At 56.2% G+C, this 16072-nt stretch carries 16 protein-coding genes and 1 pseudogene; 8 read left to right on the top strand and 9 right to left on the bottom strand.

Annotated features, from left to right (window positions below):
* Nucleotides 1-227: 227 nt before the first annotated feature.
* Nucleotides 228-1124: a PrsW family intramembrane metalloprotease gene (locus NDI79_RS22625; RefSeq protein ID WP_310930872.1), complete on the top strand. Its 897-nt coding sequence runs from the start codon at nucleotides 228-230 to the stop codon at nucleotides 1122-1124.
* 125 nt (nucleotides 1125-1249) lie between these two features.
* On the opposite strand, the gene NDI79_RS22620 is transcribed toward NDI79_RS22625, so the two are convergent.
* The 3 genes from NDI79_RS22620 to NDI79_RS22610 form a co-directional block, all read right to left on the bottom strand.
* Nucleotides 1250-1903 carry a S24/S26 family peptidase gene (locus NDI79_RS22620; protein ID WP_310930871.1) on the bottom strand — a complete coding sequence of 218 codons (654 nt, stop codon included), beginning with the start codon at nucleotides 1901-1903 and terminating at the stop codon, nucleotides 1250-1252.
* 20 nt (nucleotides 1904-1923) lie between these two features.
* Complete coding sequence (locus tag NDI79_RS22615; protein ID WP_310930876.1) at nucleotides 1924-3708, bottom strand: flippase activity-associated protein Agl23; 1785 nt, start codon at nucleotides 3706-3708, stop codon at nucleotides 1924-1926.
* Nucleotides 3709-4281: 573 nt separating this feature from the next.
* Nucleotides 4282-4923 (bottom strand): DUF420 domain-containing protein, encoded by a 642-nt coding sequence (locus NDI79_RS22610; RefSeq protein ID WP_310930870.1) that lies wholly within the window; start codon nucleotides 4921-4923, stop codon nucleotides 4282-4284.
* Between the two features lie 216 nt (nucleotides 4924-5139).
* On the opposite strand from NDI79_RS22610, the gene NDI79_RS22605 reads away from it, so the two are divergent.
* Nucleotides 5140-5862 (top strand): CPBP family intramembrane glutamic endopeptidase, encoded by a 723-nt coding sequence (locus tag NDI79_RS22605; protein ID WP_310930869.1) that lies wholly within the window; start codon nucleotides 5140-5142, stop codon nucleotides 5860-5862.
* A gap of 270 nt (nucleotides 5863-6132) precedes the next feature.
* Here NDI79_RS22605 and NDI79_RS22600 read toward each other — a convergent pair whose 3' ends face one another.
* Nucleotides 6133-6801 carry a DUF7546 family protein gene (locus NDI79_RS22600; protein WP_310930868.1) on the bottom strand — a complete coding sequence of 223 codons (669 nt, stop codon included), beginning with the start codon at nucleotides 6799-6801 and terminating at the stop codon, nucleotides 6133-6135.
* Between the two features lie 128 nt (nucleotides 6802-6929).
* On the opposite strand from NDI79_RS22600, the pseudogene NDI79_RS23725 reads away from it, so the two are divergent.
* Nucleotides 6930-7457 (top strand): annotated as a pseudogene (locus NDI79_RS23725) (hypothetical protein); the annotation flags it as partial.
* 359 nt (nucleotides 7458-7816) lie between these two features.
* Here the strand turns inward: NDI79_RS23725 and NDI79_RS22590 are convergent.
* Nucleotides 7817-8641 carry a M48 family metalloprotease gene (locus NDI79_RS22590; RefSeq protein ID WP_049984680.1) on the bottom strand — a complete coding sequence of 275 codons (825 nt, stop codon included), beginning with the start codon at nucleotides 8639-8641 and terminating at the stop codon, nucleotides 7817-7819.
* Nucleotides 8642-8808: 167 nt separating this feature from the next.
* Nucleotides 8809-9723, bottom strand: coding sequence for a cation diffusion facilitator family transporter (locus tag NDI79_RS22585; protein ID WP_425499658.1), 915 nt, complete (start codon nucleotides 9721-9723; stop codon nucleotides 8809-8811).
* A gap of 276 nt (nucleotides 9724-9999) precedes the next feature.
* Here NDI79_RS22585 and NDI79_RS22575 point away from each other — a divergent pair, with 276 nt between their 5' ends.
* The 4 genes from NDI79_RS22575 to NDI79_RS22560 all read left to right on the top strand — a co-directional run bounded on the left by NDI79_RS22575 (nucleotide 10000) and on the right by NDI79_RS22560 (nucleotide 13041).
* Nucleotides 10000-11004, top strand: coding sequence for a DUF63 family protein (locus tag NDI79_RS22575; protein ID WP_310930866.1), 1005 nt, complete (start codon nucleotides 10000-10002; stop codon nucleotides 11002-11004).
* A gap of 2 nt (nucleotides 11005-11006) precedes the next feature.
* Nucleotides 11007-11477: a hypothetical protein gene (locus NDI79_RS22570; protein WP_310930865.1), complete on the top strand. Its 471-nt coding sequence runs from the start codon at nucleotides 11007-11009 to the stop codon at nucleotides 11475-11477.
* A 12-nt stretch (nucleotides 11478-11489) separates the two neighbouring features.
* Nucleotides 11490-12188: a DUF1405 domain-containing protein gene (locus NDI79_RS22565; RefSeq protein ID WP_310930864.1), complete on the top strand. Its 699-nt coding sequence runs from the start codon at nucleotides 11490-11492 to the stop codon at nucleotides 12186-12188.
* Nucleotides 12189-12480: 292 nt separating this feature from the next.
* Complete coding sequence (locus tag NDI79_RS22560; RefSeq protein WP_310930863.1) at nucleotides 12481-13041, top strand: DUF420 domain-containing protein; 561 nt, start codon at nucleotides 12481-12483, stop codon at nucleotides 13039-13041.
* 393 nt (nucleotides 13042-13434) lie between these two features.
* Here NDI79_RS22560 and NDI79_RS22555 read toward each other — a convergent pair whose 3' ends face one another.
* Nucleotides 13435-13833 carry a type IV pilin N-terminal domain-containing protein gene (locus tag NDI79_RS22555; RefSeq protein ID WP_081926968.1) on the bottom strand — a complete coding sequence of 133 codons (399 nt, stop codon included), beginning with the start codon at nucleotides 13831-13833 and terminating at the stop codon, nucleotides 13435-13437.
* 83 nt (nucleotides 13834-13916) lie between these two features.
* On the opposite strand from NDI79_RS22555, the gene NDI79_RS22550 reads away from it, so the two are divergent.
* A complete protein-coding gene (locus NDI79_RS22550; RefSeq protein WP_049984673.1) occupies nucleotides 13917-14111 on the top strand; it encodes a hypothetical protein in 195 nt (64 codons plus the stop codon).
* A 65-nt stretch (nucleotides 14112-14176) separates the two neighbouring features.
* Here the strand turns inward: NDI79_RS22550 and NDI79_RS22545 are convergent, their stop codons facing one another.
* Nucleotides 14177-15100, bottom strand: a complete 924-nt coding sequence (locus NDI79_RS22545) for a rhomboid family intramembrane serine protease (protein ID WP_310930862.1) — start codon at nucleotides 15098-15100, stop codon at nucleotides 14177-14179.
* 186 nt (nucleotides 15101-15286) lie between these two features.
* Entirely contained in the window at nucleotides 15287-15877 is a 591-nt protein-coding gene (locus tag NDI79_RS22540) for a plastocyanin/azurin family copper-binding protein (protein ID WP_081926966.1), read from the bottom strand.
* Nucleotides 15878-16072: the final 195 nt, after the last annotated feature.

The following is a 16072-nucleotide window of genomic DNA, read 5'->3' as shown; positions in this document are numbered from 1 at the left end:
CCTCGTCAAGGGCGTTGACGAGGAAATTAAGGAGCTGGTCTTCGTGGAGTCTACCGTCTGCTTGCCGGGTATTAGACACACCTTCTGCAAGCAGACCTCTCAACTAACCGGCTTCGTGAAGTACTGAGGATAGGGAGCCAATATCTGAGGCTGCTGACAACGATCGCGAGTTATACGAGATCGCGAACTGGTACGAACGGACGCTTCTCGATCGCGTCGCTGTCAGCGTGTACAACGGCCTCCGTTTCGTGAGTCGCGCGGTAGTCATTCTTCTCAGCATACTTCTGTTACTAACGCTGGTCGCTCTCGGTGGCCTCGGACTTCTACTGGACCGACCGATCGTTACCGTTCTCGTGTTCTTCTCTGTCGCCCCCGCGTTCGGACTCGCAGCATATGTTTGGTACGCGGATCCCACGACTAGCGAGCCACTCTGGCTGTTACTCGCGACGTTTTTGCTCGGATTGCTGTTCGCGAACTTTGCTGCCGTCATCAACAGTCTCATGCAACCGCTCTTTGTCTGGATTCCGGTCGCGGGACTGTCCCTGTACTTCTACCTCGTCGTCGCGCCGATCGAAGAGTTTGTCAAACTGCTCGCCGTTCGACTGTATGCATTTAATAGCAACTCGTTCGATTCGGTTATCGACGGGGCTGTCTACGGTGCGTTCGCTGGCCTCGGGTTTGCCACTATCGAGAATGCGCTCTACGTCAGCCGTGGATTCCAGACAGCACTTCAGGGAAGCGCTGGGGGCGAAATGCCAGTCCTCGGCATCGTTGCGGGGACGGCCGCTGTCCGTGCGTTAGCGGGGCCCGGGCACGTTATTTATTCCGCCATTGCAGGGTATTACTTGGGTCTGGCAAAGTTCAATCCCGAAGATGCAGGGCCAATAATCGTCAAGGGGTTACTTATCGCTGCGCTCATCCACGGGACGTACAATTCACTCTCGACGGTCGTCCCGAACGCGCTCGTGGCGGGCCTGAGCCTTCCCCCTGCTCTTGCGACACTCTCGTTCATAATCGGGTACGTGTCCCTCTTTAGCTATCTGCTTTACAGGAAAATTGTTCGGTATCGGGCGGTGTATGAGACGGTAGGTGCTACTACACAAACGGCAGATCGACAACTATAGAGACAGAAATCGGCGTGGAGCAGAGCGATTCCCGCCAGTCCTGTGATTGCTGCCTGCCCCCTCCAATCTCCCGGTCCCTCAATCCAATCGTACCACCGTAGCTCGGTGGTACAAAGCGGCGCGTTCTATACTATGAGCACACCGAATAGTAACCGAATGTACCCGATCCACGGAATCCGGAGTTCCGCTTTCCCTTCTATCCATACGGGCCGAACAGGACCACTGAGTCCAATCACTTGATCGTACTTGTCGTTTGCATCCCCTTTAGTAATGAATCCCGCCTGAGGTGCTGGGCAGTTTGGTATCTCACGACAGTTCTCACCATCGAGATATGCGGGATTGGCTTTGTCGTACCAGTTCTCGCTCTCGTTCACCCAGAAGCGAGCACGATGAATGATAGGTGTCTCTCCAGTGTTATTTGGTCGATACACGATGACATCTCCATAGCTGCCGAATTTTCGATAGCCAACTCGCTTGCCCATCCGATAGGTCACGACACCCGTGGGATCTCGAGCCGCTGTGGGTGCGAACCGTGATTCCTCGACGACGAACACGAGATCTCCACGAGACATATGCGGTTCCATACTACCACTTTCGACAGCAACCATCGGCGGCCAGACGCCGCTAATCGCAAACAGGACGACGCCGATAAGGAGCACGACGAGCGCGCTACTCACCAAATCACGAATAATCTGGACGGTCGGGTGGTTTGTTTGCCTGAGCCAGCGCGCCCACTCTCGAATATCGTATTCATCTGGCGGGGAATCTTTTCTGGACATCGCTTTTAAGTGACGTATCGTCAGGTGGCCGCCCAGCCATCGAGTGCCCAATTCGATGGTGAACGTCGGGGTTCCCAGCGGTGCGATTCTCGAGAGCTGATCGTTCGGCTGCGCTGTTCGGATTGACGAGTGTCGATGAACATAACGACCTCTGCATTCGAGGTGCGAAGACGGTACGTCCGTGCCACGTAGCCGTCGAGGTCGTCCGCAAGTGTGCCTTGGTGTTTCGCTCGGGCGATGACCACTACCGGACGAGCGTCTGATACCACGCGATCAAACTCCGTCTCGTTTGCGGCGCAGGTGGCAGTCGCGTTGGCCCGCGTTAGATACCATTGGAGTGGGAGCGTCGACGAGATATCAGCACAGAGCGGGCGGATACCCCGCTGTGGCGGATTCTCTACAAGTAATTCCTCGCCGTAGAACACGACATCGACCCCGCGATCTGACGCTGAACGGCCATCCAGGGTTTGGAGTCCCGGTCGGAAATCGTCAACTGGCTGGGCGTACTGGACGAGTCCATTGTGGTCCGCTGTTGGATGGCGGTACACACTGTTCACGGTTGTCACGGCGACCTGGCCTCCGACGAGTAGCAAAAGGATCACGATCACACTTGCACTCAGCCGATCGTCACGATCCCAGGCATCCGTGGCTTGGCGGTAGAGCCACGCGAGGCCGACAGCCGCCGGGATGGCCAGTGGGACGAGGGCATTAACGGTAAGCCATGCCCCGAAGATGTCGGTCCCGAGCGGATAGCCAAGGATGCTGACAAATCCCCAGTAGGACGCGAACATCACCAGGTATCGCACAGATCGAGTGCCATACCGTTCGAGGACGAACCCTCCGACTGCAAATAGGACGAGCGGTCCAGCGTACGTAAAAAGGACCTCGACGAATCGCCCGAAGAAGCCAAGGAAGACCGTGACGAGGTTCTCTTCTCGCGAGACACCGCCGAACCAGTACGAATACCCCGCCTCGATATCCGTCACTGTTGCATCAACAAGCGAAAGGAAGCGGTCCGGATTCGTAAGTGCCTGCCACAGTCCCACCCCGCTGGGATCAGCCGTCCGCGGCGCATAGAAAAACAGGATGATGCCGAGAAATAGTCCAGTGACCAGGACTGAATGGCCAATATATCTGGGGAGAGCTCTCCGATAGGAGGGCCACTGTTGAACCAACTGGTGCCAGATTGACTGGAGACGTGTAAATCCAGTTCTATCAGTCCCCGGTCGAAAGAGCGAATGGTCCACAACTAGGGCCGTCGCCCCGAGCCACGTGAGAAGATAGACCGCAGCATTCTCCTTTGCAGTGAAGCTCAGCGCTATCAAGACGACCGCCGCATAGACATACTGTATCCGTCGTGTATCATAGACACGGACGAGACAGCCGAACGCGGCGAACATGAACCCGGCAACTAAGATGGTACTGCGCAAGAAGCGGGAGTAATACAGGAGTACAGGATTGAAGGCGAGAAAGAGTGCCAACGCCACTAGTTCATCCTTTTTGAGATGGTTTCGGAACAGGAGGGAAGTCCCAGGAAGTAATCCACCGACGACAGCCACGACGAGCCGAGACGTCAGGTCAGTTGCTCCAAGTAGGGTAAAGACGTAGGTGTTCATCAACTGGATGAATGGCCCGTGAGTAATGTAATGGTAGTGAAATGACCCAGTCTGCATATACCGGAGGGTCCAGTAGCCGACGCGTCCTTCGTCAAAGTGGGCAACCCGCTGACCGAGGAAGAGGAGCCGAGCAACGAGTGCGACGGCGGTGATGACGATGATCGCACGCTGCAGACGAATGGTGCGCATCCATTGGAGATTTAGAATGGGAGTTCTCTCAGAGGACACATAGAATAGCGAGTCGTATCCGCGCATAAAAACACTGATTTCTATTGCGGGCCGTGATTCAACCAAGCTAGCGGAATTGATCCCGTTTGGTCTCGCTCGGCCTCCAGGTTTGGTCTGGTGAGTTTCACCTTGTCGTGACGATTTCTCCTTTACTCCTGCTCTCGGTTTGAATTCTACTACTTATTCATCATCGTCGTGCTGCGTGGTGGTTGACTAATGTGTGCCGAAATCAGCGTCTCTCATCACTACCCCAACGAGAGCAATGGTGAGGATAATAATGGCCCCTAGAGACCCGTTGATGATCAAACTCACCGTCGGTGATCCCGCTGGATCTGGGGTCATTACATACAAGATATACATTATAAACAGTAAGAGTAGCATTGCCACCACTATTGCGTTGCCAAGTCCCTTATTCATACTCTGAGGATTCATCTCGTTCGGTATAATTCAACCGAATTATGTCAGACGGATCGATTACGATTTAACATTTTCCAAGCGGTTGATAGATATGGGAACTATCTATTGATACTGACACTATAGAACTCGTCGGCGCCAAATGGCCGGTCCGAACACCAGAATGGCAGCAGTACTGAGCCGAACCCGTTCCCAGTCGTAGATGTGGTTGAGCAGTATATACGTCACGACGCCGAGGAACAGGCTCAGCGTCCAAGTAGCGACTGCAACTCGACCAACACGAGGGTGAACGGTATCACGAAGCTCCGCGGGTGAGTGCGTAAGCCCGAGTATAACCGCATGGAGGACGACCGGTACCGAGACGACTGACAGGAGAATATGGACGGCGAGCAGTGCCCAGTACACGTACGTGACGAGTGTCGGGCCGACGAACGCTTTTTCGAACCCGCCACCTACTTTCCAGACGTACAGAACGAGAAAGAGCATAATGAGGCCGAAGGCTGTGAGCATCGCCGCTCGGTGTTTCCGAATCTCGCCGCGTTTGATGAACCGCCAGCCAGCAACTAACAAGAGCAGGGCGGTGGTATTGATGACCGCGATCAGATCCGAGAACAGTTGGACAGTTGCTGCCTCGATCTCAGGTACCGGCACCATCCCCGCGAATGCTCCAATGACGACAGCATACCCGATCACGCTCACGACTGCGGTGACGTGGCGTGGATGAGCGCGTGTGTAGCGGCGGACATCCTCCGAGATTGCCATGTCATCCCCTTTCAGGTCCAGGTCAAACGGTATTTCGATTCGGGGGAGAACCGTACTGCCGTCCAGATCGATGGTAGTCCCCCTCCGACAACACGGTCAGTCCGAATATGTATCGTGTTCCACGACTTTACCGTACGCCTGCGTACACCAGCAACAATCGGGACTCGGATCAGCAGACAGGAAGGTACAAGCGACACTAATCCAGAAACTAGAAGTATGGAGACGGGACTACGGCAGCGAGGCCGCAGCTTGCTTACGGCCGTTGCATTGGCCGTCAGCGGGTTCGTTGTTGGAGCACTCGTCGTTTTTCTCACGGCGCGGGTGCTCATTTTCGCAGGTGTTGATGTGATGAATGCGCCAGCGGTTCAGCTCGTCATTTCGACGGTGATGTTACAGGGTGTCACGTTTGGTCTCTTGGCCATTGGCTATCTCAAACTGAGTGGGCTCGGCCTCGACTTCCTCGCACTCCGCCGTCCGACCATCCGAGACGCTGGCTGGACTGTCGGTGGACTCCTCGTCTTTTTTGTCCTCTATGGTGCAATGAACCTCGTTATCTCGGCACTCGGCGTTCCCGTTGCGGAGAATCAAGTAGCACAAATTGGTGGCCAAAACCCAGACGTGCTCCTATTGCTGGTGCCCTTCTCTCTGCTGCTCATTGGTCCTGGCGAAGAGCTCCTATTCCGGGGGCTCATCCAGGGAACGCTCCGACGTACCTTTCGACCGGTGAGTGCAATCGTCATTGCGAGTGCGATCTTCGCCGTGAGTCACGCGACAGCTCTCAGCGGCGACGGCCAGCTCACCTACATGGCCGTCGTGTTTGTTCTCGCGCTCATTCTCGGTGCCACCTACGAATACGCAGAAAATCTTGCGATTCCGGCGGTGATACACGGTGTCTATAACGCCGTATTGTTCTCCGTCCTCTATGTCCAAGTCACGTGACCTAACTCACCCATCGGTGTTGCGTGAGCATTACTCTTATCGGCGGTGGGGACGGATCATTATTCCGACTCTTGAACTCCAAGGTCGAACGGTCACACGCCATCTCGCAGGTCGTCGCTTCGGTGCTGGTACTGACGTTCGCTATCAATCTGCTGGTCGGCACTGTCCCCCTGACTCCGTACCCAGTGCCATTCACCAGTAATGGGTTGATCGAACCGTAATTATGGAAATTCCGATGCGCATACACCCCGCTTCAAGGGACGGAAGAAGTCACTGAAATGGTCGCCAGTAGAGGAGGGTGATTGCAGAGAGGAACGCGAGTGTCGAAAGTCCGTACATCTGGTCAAGTGCAAAGGCAGCGACAGCTGAGGAACTCCCAAATAGACTAGTCGCAGCCGTTGCAAGGATGGGCCACGAACAACTCACGCACGAGAAGAGGCCGACAACACCTGAAACTGCACTCCCGGCGGTATCAAGAACGGTTATGTAGACGAGGTAGGAGAGAGTGATGAATCCGATAAGTTTGTACGGTTGAAGGACGAGTCTGATAAGCGAGTCCTGATAAAGCAGGACGGGACTGTATCCCGGCGGGAGCGTCCAATCGACGTGGAGCGGAATCACCCTTGCGCCAGTACCGAACCCGAAGAGTCCACCAAAATAGGCCAGGATGAAGAAGTACCCGATCCCAACTGCTGTGGCGAGGTGGTGGTACCGACGTGATGACGAGTCGGTCGTTGTCGTGAGGACTGTCCACAGGCTGACATTGATCCAGAGAAACGGATAGACAAAGATGAGTGGCTCTGTGATGCGTACATCACGGATCATGACGTAACCGAGAACCAGCAGTATCTCTAGTTGGAGGACAGCAATCGCACTAAGAACCGTCAGTCGGTTCGGCCTGAGACGTCGAACGTAGGTATCGAGTGCGACTCTGCCCATTCTGGGTTGAATTCTGCGGTCTGGTTCAATAAATACACGCGTCTCTGCTTCAGTCTGCTGGAGCCGGTAGAAGATAACTCCGGTATGCGTGAATCATCGTAGCGATCTAACTCGCGGGCACCACGTTTGGGTTCTGGTACTATCGCTTCCGATTCGCACAGACACCACTCGTCATGTGGCCGGTCATCCCCGATAGTCTGGACTACCACCTTGTTCATGGCGCTCCGTCTCGCCACTATAGTAGTCCTCGAAAATATCTACTCACCCGGTGGGCAGTACGCCCCGTCATCCGGCGGGAGCCGGCCAAACGCATGAACCCACGTGCAAAGAGTTTCGAGGACTACGATAGGAAGCTCGGGGACGAACAGGAATGTCTCCACGCGTTCGCCTTCTACGGCAATATCAAACTCGGCCTCTGGACGCCGTACGTCCAACTCGTGCTCAACGGCCTCAGACGGAATCGACATGTCGTTGTACGTCGTTCTGGTCAACAGTCATCTGGCGATTATTTTTCGGGCGTTCGTGGTCTATCGTTATGTAGCCTTTCCGGCCGGTGTCGTCGTGGTCAGCTGGCGCTGTTCGTCTGGTCTCGGTCTTTTCATGAGAAAACCATAAGTTCCCCTGCTCCAAGACGCTATTGTGGGGTGATACCCTGATAGGCATAGCCGCTGTCAGAGGCCACCTGTCCCGTAGCCCACCCCCCACTCACTCCCGACCCCCTCTCACCCCACGTCGTCGTCAACTCTGCCTCATCCGTTTCTTGAGACGTTTTCTCCCGTCACATAACTGCGATTGCGCCAAAGTAGAGTCCGAGGCCAAGTGAGGCGCCCCCGACGAGCTGTGCCACCCGCCGCCAGCGATCCGAGACCGGGGCATCGGTACCGTACTCACCACTTCGATCTGAGGGAATGCGACCTGCGGTCTGAACGCGGATTACGGTCTCTGGATATGCGAGCAACAGGATTCCTATGCCGATTCCGAGGACGGCTGCTAGGAGCGTCCGTAAGACGGCCATCTACCTGCGAAGGCGCTCGATGCGTTTTTCGACTGGTGGATGCGTCGCGAACAGGCGGGCGAGGCCGCGTTCCTCGCCGAAGATACACAAGGCGTTCACCTGAGCATCAACCTCCGACTCACGCGCCCGTTCGGTGCCCCGGCTGATCTTTTCAAGTGCCGTCGCAAGCGGTTCGCCGCTCCCAATTTCTGATGCGGCGTCGCTGTCGGCGACGTACTCGCGGTACCTCGAGATGGCGAACACGAACAGCATCACGAGCATCTGCGTGATCTGCCCAACAACGATTGCAAGGAAGAAGTCCGCGAGGTCGTTGTCTCCCGACAGGAGGACGGCCCACTGAGCAACGATCGCGACGATAGAGGCGACACCTTGGCCGAGCACCATCATCACGACGTCGCGGTTTCGGATGTGGGCGAGTTCGTGTGCGAGGACGCCCTCAACCTCATCCGGTTCGAGGCGTTGCAGTAGTTCTTCGGAGACGACGACCGTCCCGGCTCCCTTCCGACCGATGGCGAAGGCGTTCGGCACACCCATCCGGGCGATCATGAGCCGAGGTTTCTCGATGCCCATATCATCGGCAAGCGATTCGACTCGTCGATGAATATCCGAATAGCGGTCTTCAGGGAGCTCCTCAGCACCGACACTCCGGAGCGCCATCCATTTGCCGAGTTTATACTGGACGCCGACAAAGCCAATACTCCCGAGGAGAACAAGCCAGAGCGGCCAGCCGAACACGCCCATCACCACGACCGCGGCGACGGCGTAGAAGGCGAACAGGACGGAACCGACGACGGCCATCCGAGCTTTCAAACCGAGGTGGCGCATGATCGACTATTGCCTCGGAGACATTAAGCTCCGGCGGTATTGTGGACTGATACGATACACTCGAGAGTCCTCGCTGTAGATGCCGAGCGTCACTGCAGTAGTACTTGATCGCTGTTTGACGGATGCTGCCTGAAACCTACTGAATACGTGCGTGATAGGTACTATTATCAGCTATGTTCTGGAACCTGGGATAACTCGCTCGTTTCAGCGGACATATCGACCGTCGCGTGGTCGACGCCGAATTCCTCGTGGAGTACGTCGACGACGCGCTTCTTGAGATTCTCTCGTTCTTCGAGCGATTGGACGTTATCTTGGAGATGCATGGACGCGACGCGAATCGTACTCGATAGCTGCCAGACGTGGACATCGGCGATCGAGACCACGCCGTCAACCTCCCGCAGTCGGTTTTCGATTTCGTCGACCGAGACCGGGCTTCGCTGGAAGAAAATCTCTCCACTCTCTCTGAGCAGTTTCACGGCCGACCAGATAATGATGACCGCGATCAACACCGCAGTGGTCGGATCAGCGAGTGTCGATCCCGTGAACTCAACGACGAGCATCGAAACGATGACGGCGACAGACGCGCCGGTATCCCCGATGAGATGATAGTACGCACCCTTCTCGTTGAGGTTCATTTCGCCGCCCTGTAAGTAGTACACAGATGCAAAATTCACGAGCAGTCCGCCTGTGGCGAGTCCCGCGGTCATCAACGGATCGATCTCGATTGGGTTGAGGAATCGCTGATAGGACTCCCAGACGAGGTAACCGACCATCGGGACGAGGAGGATGCCGTTCAGAAACGCAGTAAACGGCTCAACCCGGTCCAGTCCGTACGACCAGTATTCACCCGGTTCAGCACGTCGCGAGACGTAGGCGGCACCGAAGGCAAGAACGTACGCAAGCGCGTCGAACAGCATATGGAAGGCGTCGCCGATCAGTGCCACGGAACCAAAGAGGAGACCACCAGCGAGTTCGATCACGAAGCCGACAATATTGATCAGGGCGACGCCAGCCAGTTTCCGGATGCTCCGTTCGCCATTACCATGACCGTGTCCGCTATTGTGGCTCTGAGTAGTTCCCAAGCAAAATCACCCATCTACGTGTTCTGCATTAACTAGGTTAAGAGTACGGGCCGGAGATTCGATAGTACGAGGGCGTAGTCCCGTGTCCCACACATAGAGAAACGATGAAGCTCTGGGTGACAGACCAGAAAGACTGGATACCTGGGTTATACCAGACACATTGGACAACCCCTCGTCACAACAAGTGTTTTGTGAGCGAGCGGGAGTTAATACTCCAGCGGAATAGTACCCAGACACTTTAGTCGGTGAGGCAAAGATAGCGTATAGACGTTCGAAATGAGTTCTTATCTCTCAAAGCAGACAGTAGAAGCTCTCCCTGAGACAGGAAGCAAGGAATGGTGGTTGCTTTATCTTCTGGCTCCAATTGTCCTTGGTGCGATCTCCATGCTCGTGTTTCCGGCTCTCGTCTACGACCGCTTTATTTGGCAATATCTCTGGGGACCGGTCGTCGCAGATGCTGCTGGCCGTCCCGTAGTCCACGACGGCGTTCGCGCAGTTACCGGCTACAATGTTGTGAACACAGCGACGTATCTCGCCGCAGTCGGGTATAGTTTCCCGGGATTGCGTGCATATCTACGGTACCTGAACGTCACATTCGACGCTCGACTGGCCTACGGATTCGCACCGATAATTATCGCCGGTGGAGCGATGCGAGCGTTGGAGGACATCGGGCTGCTCGGCGACTATGCTGTCTTGTTCATCACGCCTACGATTTATCTCGTCGTCACCGCCATTACGATCCTTGCGCTCGGCGTCGGGGCATTGGCTCGTAACCGGGGATTCCTTTCGATTCCGGGGACCGTCGGTGTAGTCGGAGCAATCTGGGCGGTAGGCGCTGTCGGCTGGGCATTCCTGTACGGGGCGACAACAGCCGCTCCGCTTCGACTCTGGGTCCCGGTTGCGACGACGGGGATTGCGCTCGGTGTGACCGCTTTGTACTACTGGGGCGTGAGATTCGTTGATGTCGCCCACCTCCGTCACCCGATGCTCCTGCTCGCCGTCTTCGGCCAACTGTGGGACGCAGCACAAAACCTCATTGGCGTTACCTTCCTCGGGTATTCGCCGAAGATGTTTCTGACCAACCTCATCTATCAAGCGACCGGGTTTCCTGGATCGACGTTCGTTCTCAAATTCCTCGTCACCGGTGGTATCGTGTGGTACCTCGCGGACGCGAAGCCTGAAATGAACCGGACCTGGTGGTGGCTCATGACGTTCTTCATCGGGGCAATCGGGCTGCCGATGGGCGTTCGCGGGTCACTCCGAATGATGCTTGGAGTCTGATAATGGATACGATGAACACGACCGATGCGACACGACAGTACGGCGCGGCAATCGCCCTCGTCTCGGGAGTGTATTCGCTGTTCTCTGCGACCACCGGCAGCGGGATGATGAATTCGAACAGCGGGCTTCTTATGGCGGTCCTCGGCGTTGTCGTAGTCGTTCACGGCGTCGTCCTGCTGACGCCCTACGCCAGCCGACTCGGAAACGCGAGTGGGGCGCTGATGATCGGCTACTCGCTGGTGATGTTGCTCAACCAGGCCATCGTCGGCGTTACTGGGAGCATGAACTGGGGGATGGGAGGCGGTATGGGAACGGGGATGGACAGCAGTATGAGTGGAAGTATGAGCGGTGGTATGGGCTCGTCGATGACTGCCGGGATGGGCTGGGACCTCGGGATGGTCGCGCTCGCGGTCCTGATGTTGATCAGCGGAATCATCATGATGAACCGCTCCGATAGCGAATCGGAAATGTAAGCCGGAGTGCCAATGGCAACCACCGTCTCTCGGGACGATCTCCCCGCGTACCTCGCGCCGCTCCCCCGGCGTCTCGAGGACTTCGCACTTCGGTATGCGTGGCTCATCGTCGCGATCAACCTCGCCGGCACCGCGTTCGGGTTCTGGTACTACCGCTTCCAGTTCGCCCAAACCCCACTGATGATGTGGCCGTTCGTCCCCGATAGTCCCAGCGCGACGCTGTTGATCGCGCTTAGTCTCGCCGCGTGGAAACTGGACTACGACGTCGAGTGGCTCCATATGCTCGCCTTCTTCGGCAACATCAAACTCGGTCTCTGGACGCCGTTCGTCCAGCTGGTTCTCAACGGACCGGGCGGTATCGAACCCTGGCTCTACTGGTTCCTCATCGTAAGCCATCTCGCGATGAGCCTCCAGTCGTTCCTGATCTATCGCTACGCCACGTTCTCGGTCGGTGCGGTCGCCGTCACCACCGTCTGGTACGGCCTCAACGACATCGTGGACTACTTCGCGCCGCTCGTCGGGGAGTTCCACCACACGTTCCTGCGGGCCGAACTCGTCAACGGCGCGCTCGACCACTCGGTGCGAGCGCACGACCTCGCGGCGGCCGCGGCAGTGACGCTGACGCTCGCCGCGACGTTTCTCGCGCTGGCGACGCGGGTGAAAAAGCTCGAACCAACGGATGATTCCCATACACATGGAATACAACAATAAAGGGGTACTCACAACGAACGGTACTTCGCTGGAGAGGAAGTGTGCTGGCGACCGGGGCATCCGCAATTGCTGGCTGCCTCAATGGGTGGAGGCCCGTCGGGGCCGACAGTCAATACAATATGTAAAGCTGATATGAGTCACACGGTGGGACGCCACCACAGGAGGGCGATTGACGAGACGAACACGACTGTCCCGAGTAAATGCCGTGGACGCGGGCTCTTCCCAGTCGTACCTTAATCCATCTGCAACATCACTCGCCGATTTCAAGTGCTTGAACTGAGACAGTCCAAATATGGAGTATCGTGTGAAAGACCGCGTCCCGGAAGTCGCTGGACTCCTGTCCATCATTTCACTGGCGCTCGTATTTGGCGCCGCCCTTGGAGCGATCCCGAAGAGCCTTCTTCCACGAGCCCCAGCGTGGGTGCTCAGCGTAATTCCGTTCGTCAACGCGATCATCAGTGGACTCGCTATACTCACTATTGGAGCCGGATGGTATTGGATTCGTGGCGGTCGGATCGCCCGTCATCGAGCGGCGATGCTCACGAGTGTGGTCTTATTTGCGGTGTTTCTCACGCTCTATTTGTACAAGGTGGCACTGCAAGGGCCGACTCCGTTCACGGGTCCGGCAGCCATCCGCCAGTTCGCCTACTTACCGCTCCTCGCAATTCACATCACGCTCGCCATCATCTGCGTTCCATTGCTTTACTACGTGCTCCTTCTTGCGATGACGCGGCCAATCCAAGAGATTCCACAGACGCGTCATCCGACGATAGGACGAATCGCCGCGTCGCTGTGGCTCGTCTCGTTCACACTCGGTATCGTCGTCTATCTGCTGCTCTACGTCGTCTACTGAGTTTCCCCGACTTGATCTTCCACCGTTCCATCTGCCGACCGCCGTTCGCGTTATACTGAACAGGACGACGTTGTCAGCTGCCCCGACCACAATGGACGGGGCTTGTCGGTGGACTCCCCCTCTGACGGGCGGAACCACTCTGTTCCCACTCGGACTCGCCGTCCCCGACTTCGGGGCCAGTTGACTGGTAGCCCAATCATCCAGACACGTGTGGCCTTGGAGGACGTGCCCCTGATACGGAACCGAAGTCAACTAAGCCTATCGGCATCCTCCTTGGGGTCAAGCCCAAGCTATCCGCCTATCACAGCCTATGAACGAATCTACAACTTACCCTAGAAGAACGGACCTAAAATCTATTCGATAGGTGGAAATGCCGATCAGGTGCGTGGGAAATCACTGAGTTGTCGTTCTGGAGAGCTGCCACCGTTGCAATACGTCCCGCTCTGATTCTGAGTGTTGCCACAAGAGCGTTACCGTGACACCGTCCCCCACTCGGACGACTCCGTATGCGCCTTCTGTAAGAGTGATCGAGGTCCACTGGGGATGACGAGGGGTTCCATCAACGGTCACGCTGAGTTTCCCTGTCTGAACAGGTTCGCCACCAGCATGTATGATCCTGACATAGCTCTCATTAATTTGTTGCAGGTCCCAGTCTGTCTCTGGTTGCTCAGCGGATCGTTCCTGAGCGGACATAGCTGCGAGGATGAGAACCGCCACGGAGAGAATGATGAATACTAGAAGGATAACTCCGATGATGTTCAATAATTGGTCTCCATCATCGAAGTCAATCATCAGATATCATCCCTGTAGGTAACCTGTATCTTCATAATGCTGCCGCAGACTTTTGATCAGTGGCTCGTAAGTTCGGAAACGGGATGGACCTTGACGTGCATGGTTCAGGGCTTGCGATGGTGATGCTTACGCTCGGCCTCCTCATTGTTCTGTACGCTGATGCTATCTGGACCGTCGCAAATGACGTCTTCGAAGTGATCGGTCCACTCGAAAGCGCTATTTTCGCGATCGTATTCATTGGTGCTGCACTTCTTGTGGGTGCTCGTCTTTCAAGCTGAACAAACGTGGCGGGATTTCTCTAGGCAGATGATGATATTGGATGGTGACTCGTATGTACGTTCTCTCAGAAGCGGCGCCGGCCTGAGCGGCCCGGACCGCGGCCAATGTGAATCGATTCGGGGATGTTTTGACCTTTCTTGACAACCGCTCCGTACGCGAGGCCGAGACCGATCCCCACGAGGTGGGCCCAGTTCGCTACACCCCCCGGACCCATCGAGGAAGGGCCGGCGACGGTCGAAAAGACGGCGAACCCGATGGTAAGCATCCAAAGCGGGATTGGGAGTATGAAGTACAGATACACCTTGAGCTTGGGTCGGAGAACGGTGAGGACCCCCATGACAGCCATGATGGCGCCCGACGCGCCGACAACTCCCGACTGTACTCCAGGATTCAGGAGCAGTGTCGCCCCAACCTGTGCGAGCCCAGCGAGCACGCCCGTAGCGAGAAACAGCACTGTAAAGCGCACCGTGCCGAGGCGACGCTCGACAACTGGCCCGAAGAAGTACAGCGCGATACTATTCACCGCGATATGCGTGAAGCCACCGTGGGCGAAGATAGCTGTGAGCCACGTCCAGACGTACAGTGGATGCTGTGTCGAGAGGACGAACACTGACCGCCACAGAGATGATCCGGGAGAGATTCCGAAGAGAACGGGAAAAATGACGAACTGCATCGCAAACGTCACCCACATCAGCACAAGGAAGACATTGGTCAGACCTCCCGGGAAGAAATTGACCACACTATGGGTGGACGTTTGTCGTCCAACAGTAGACTTTACCCGCTTGAGCACACCCTCCTCGGCACGACCTCGATTCTGGATCGAGTCATCAAACCCAGAATCGAAAACGCCATCGGGGTTAGCCCAGTCATTCAGTCCGGGGCAATTGTGACTCTCCGGGAGGCGATGGGCGGCACAGAACGTGTTGCCACACCGACGACACTGGTACGGTAGGTTCTCGTCCGCGCCACACTCGTCACACTCAGCCATCGTTACGTCGAAGCGGGGTTGAGTGTGGAGACGATTGCGTCCGGAGGCTTGGCCAACTGCAGGGAGTGGAGTCGGGTCCTTTCAGCCTGTTGGAACCACCTGTCTCTGTTGAGGAGATTATCCAGGAAGTTGAACGGCACGTGGTAGTTGTCTCCAACTGGCCAGTCATAATGATCGAGCAAAGTGCTATTCTTCGAATTCGCCATAATCACCACCGTATTTCATGAAAAAGTAGGCGAGACCAAGGGTCAGTACCATCGCGCCAGTCGTGGCAACGCCGAGTGTCTTTGCACTATTAGGAACTTGAGGAACTGATTCTCCGCCACCACCTCCTTCAGCTCCACCGCCTTGCTGAACAGAAACTGTACCCGTCATTCCGGCGGACTCGTGTGGGATGCAGAAGTAATCGAACGTCCCTTCGGTGTCGAATGTATACTCGTAGGTTCCGCCCCCCTCGATGCTGCCATCAGGATACGCAGACCGAGCAGCTTGCTCCGCGTCGAACCCACCCGACGCGAAGTACGATGCTCCCTCCGGGATGTTGTCTTCATACGCAGTGACCGAGTGAGCAATAGATCCAACGTTCTCCCAGACCACAGTCGTTCCGGGGGCAATCGTCAGATCCGCAGGGACGAATTTGAGATCGTCGTTCATCTCGACCGTTTTGGACTGTCCCTCTTGAGCAGCTGCGATTCCGGTAGCGCCCGTTGCCGTTGTCACTGCCGTAGCTGACCGAAGAAATGCCCGTCGGGAGACAGAGCTATCGCCTACGGTCATACTGGAAAATCACCATACGAATAGGTTGAGTGTTCTGGTACGGTTATCGAATGACGACGGCTTACACCTAGATCAAGTCGAATGCCCCGGGGTTTGCCCCCGAGGCAATTCACTACCTTGCAACACCTCCACTGGATTGCCGCATGGCCACTTGAGGGGAAGTCAGTAGGTGTACTATGTCTAAACCCAGTCATT

This window comes from Halogeometricum sp. S3BR5-2 (genome assembly GCF_031624635.1).
GTDB lineage: Archaea > Halobacteriota > Halobacteria > Halobacteriales > Haloferacaceae > Halogeometricum > Halogeometricum luteum.
The sequence above is the reverse complement of the archived record's forward strand: the minus strand, read 5'-3'. Positions and strand labels throughout refer to the sequence as shown.

Excerpts from the sequence above, each read along its gene's own strand:
- NDI79_RS22620 (WP_310930871.1), bottom strand. The coding sequence starts at position 1,903 with ATGTCCAGAAAAGATTCCCCGCCAGATGAATACGATATTCGAGAGTGG.
- NDI79_RS22615 (WP_310930876.1), bottom strand. The coding sequence starts at position 3,708 with ATGCGCACCATTCGTCTGCAGCGTGCGATCATCGTCATCACCGCCGTC.
- NDI79_RS22610 (WP_310930870.1), bottom strand. The coding sequence starts at position 4,923 with ATGGCAATCTCGGAGGATGTCCGCCGCTACACACGCGCTCATCCACGC.
- NDI79_RS22605 (WP_310930869.1), top strand. The coding sequence starts at position 5,140 with ATGGAGACGGGACTACGGCAGCGAGGCCGCAGCTTGCTTACGGCCGTT.
- NDI79_RS22600 (WP_310930868.1), bottom strand. The coding sequence starts at position 6,801 with ATGGGCAGAGTCGCACTCGATACCTACGTTCGACGTCTCAGGCCGAAC.
- NDI79_RS22590 (WP_049984680.1), bottom strand. The coding sequence starts at position 8,641 with ATGCGCCACCTCGGTTTGAAAGCTCGGATGGCCGTCGTCGGTTCCGTC.
- NDI79_RS22575 (WP_310930866.1), top strand. The coding sequence starts at position 10,000 with ATGAGTTCTTATCTCTCAAAGCAGACAGTAGAAGCTCTCCCTGAGACA.
- NDI79_RS22570 (WP_310930865.1), top strand. The coding sequence starts at position 11,007 with ATGGATACGATGAACACGACCGATGCGACACGACAGTACGGCGCGGCA.
- NDI79_RS22565 (WP_310930864.1), top strand. The coding sequence starts at position 11,490 with ATGGCAACCACCGTCTCTCGGGACGATCTCCCCGCGTACCTCGCGCCG.
- NDI79_RS22560 (WP_310930863.1), top strand. The coding sequence starts at position 12,481 with ATGGAGTATCGTGTGAAAGACCGCGTCCCGGAAGTCGCTGGACTCCTG.
- NDI79_RS22555 (WP_081926968.1), bottom strand. The coding sequence starts at position 13,833 with ATGATTGACTTCGATGATGGAGACCAATTATTGAACATCATCGGAGTT.
- NDI79_RS22550 (WP_049984673.1), top strand. The coding sequence starts at position 13,917 with ATGGACCTTGACGTGCATGGTTCAGGGCTTGCGATGGTGATGCTTACG.
- NDI79_RS22545 (WP_310930862.1), bottom strand. The coding sequence starts at position 15,100 with ATGGCTGAGTGTGACGAGTGTGGCGCGGACGAGAACCTACCGTACCAG.
- NDI79_RS22540 (WP_081926966.1), bottom strand. The coding sequence starts at position 15,877 with ATGACCGTAGGCGATAGCTCTGTCTCCCGACGGGCATTTCTTCGGTCA.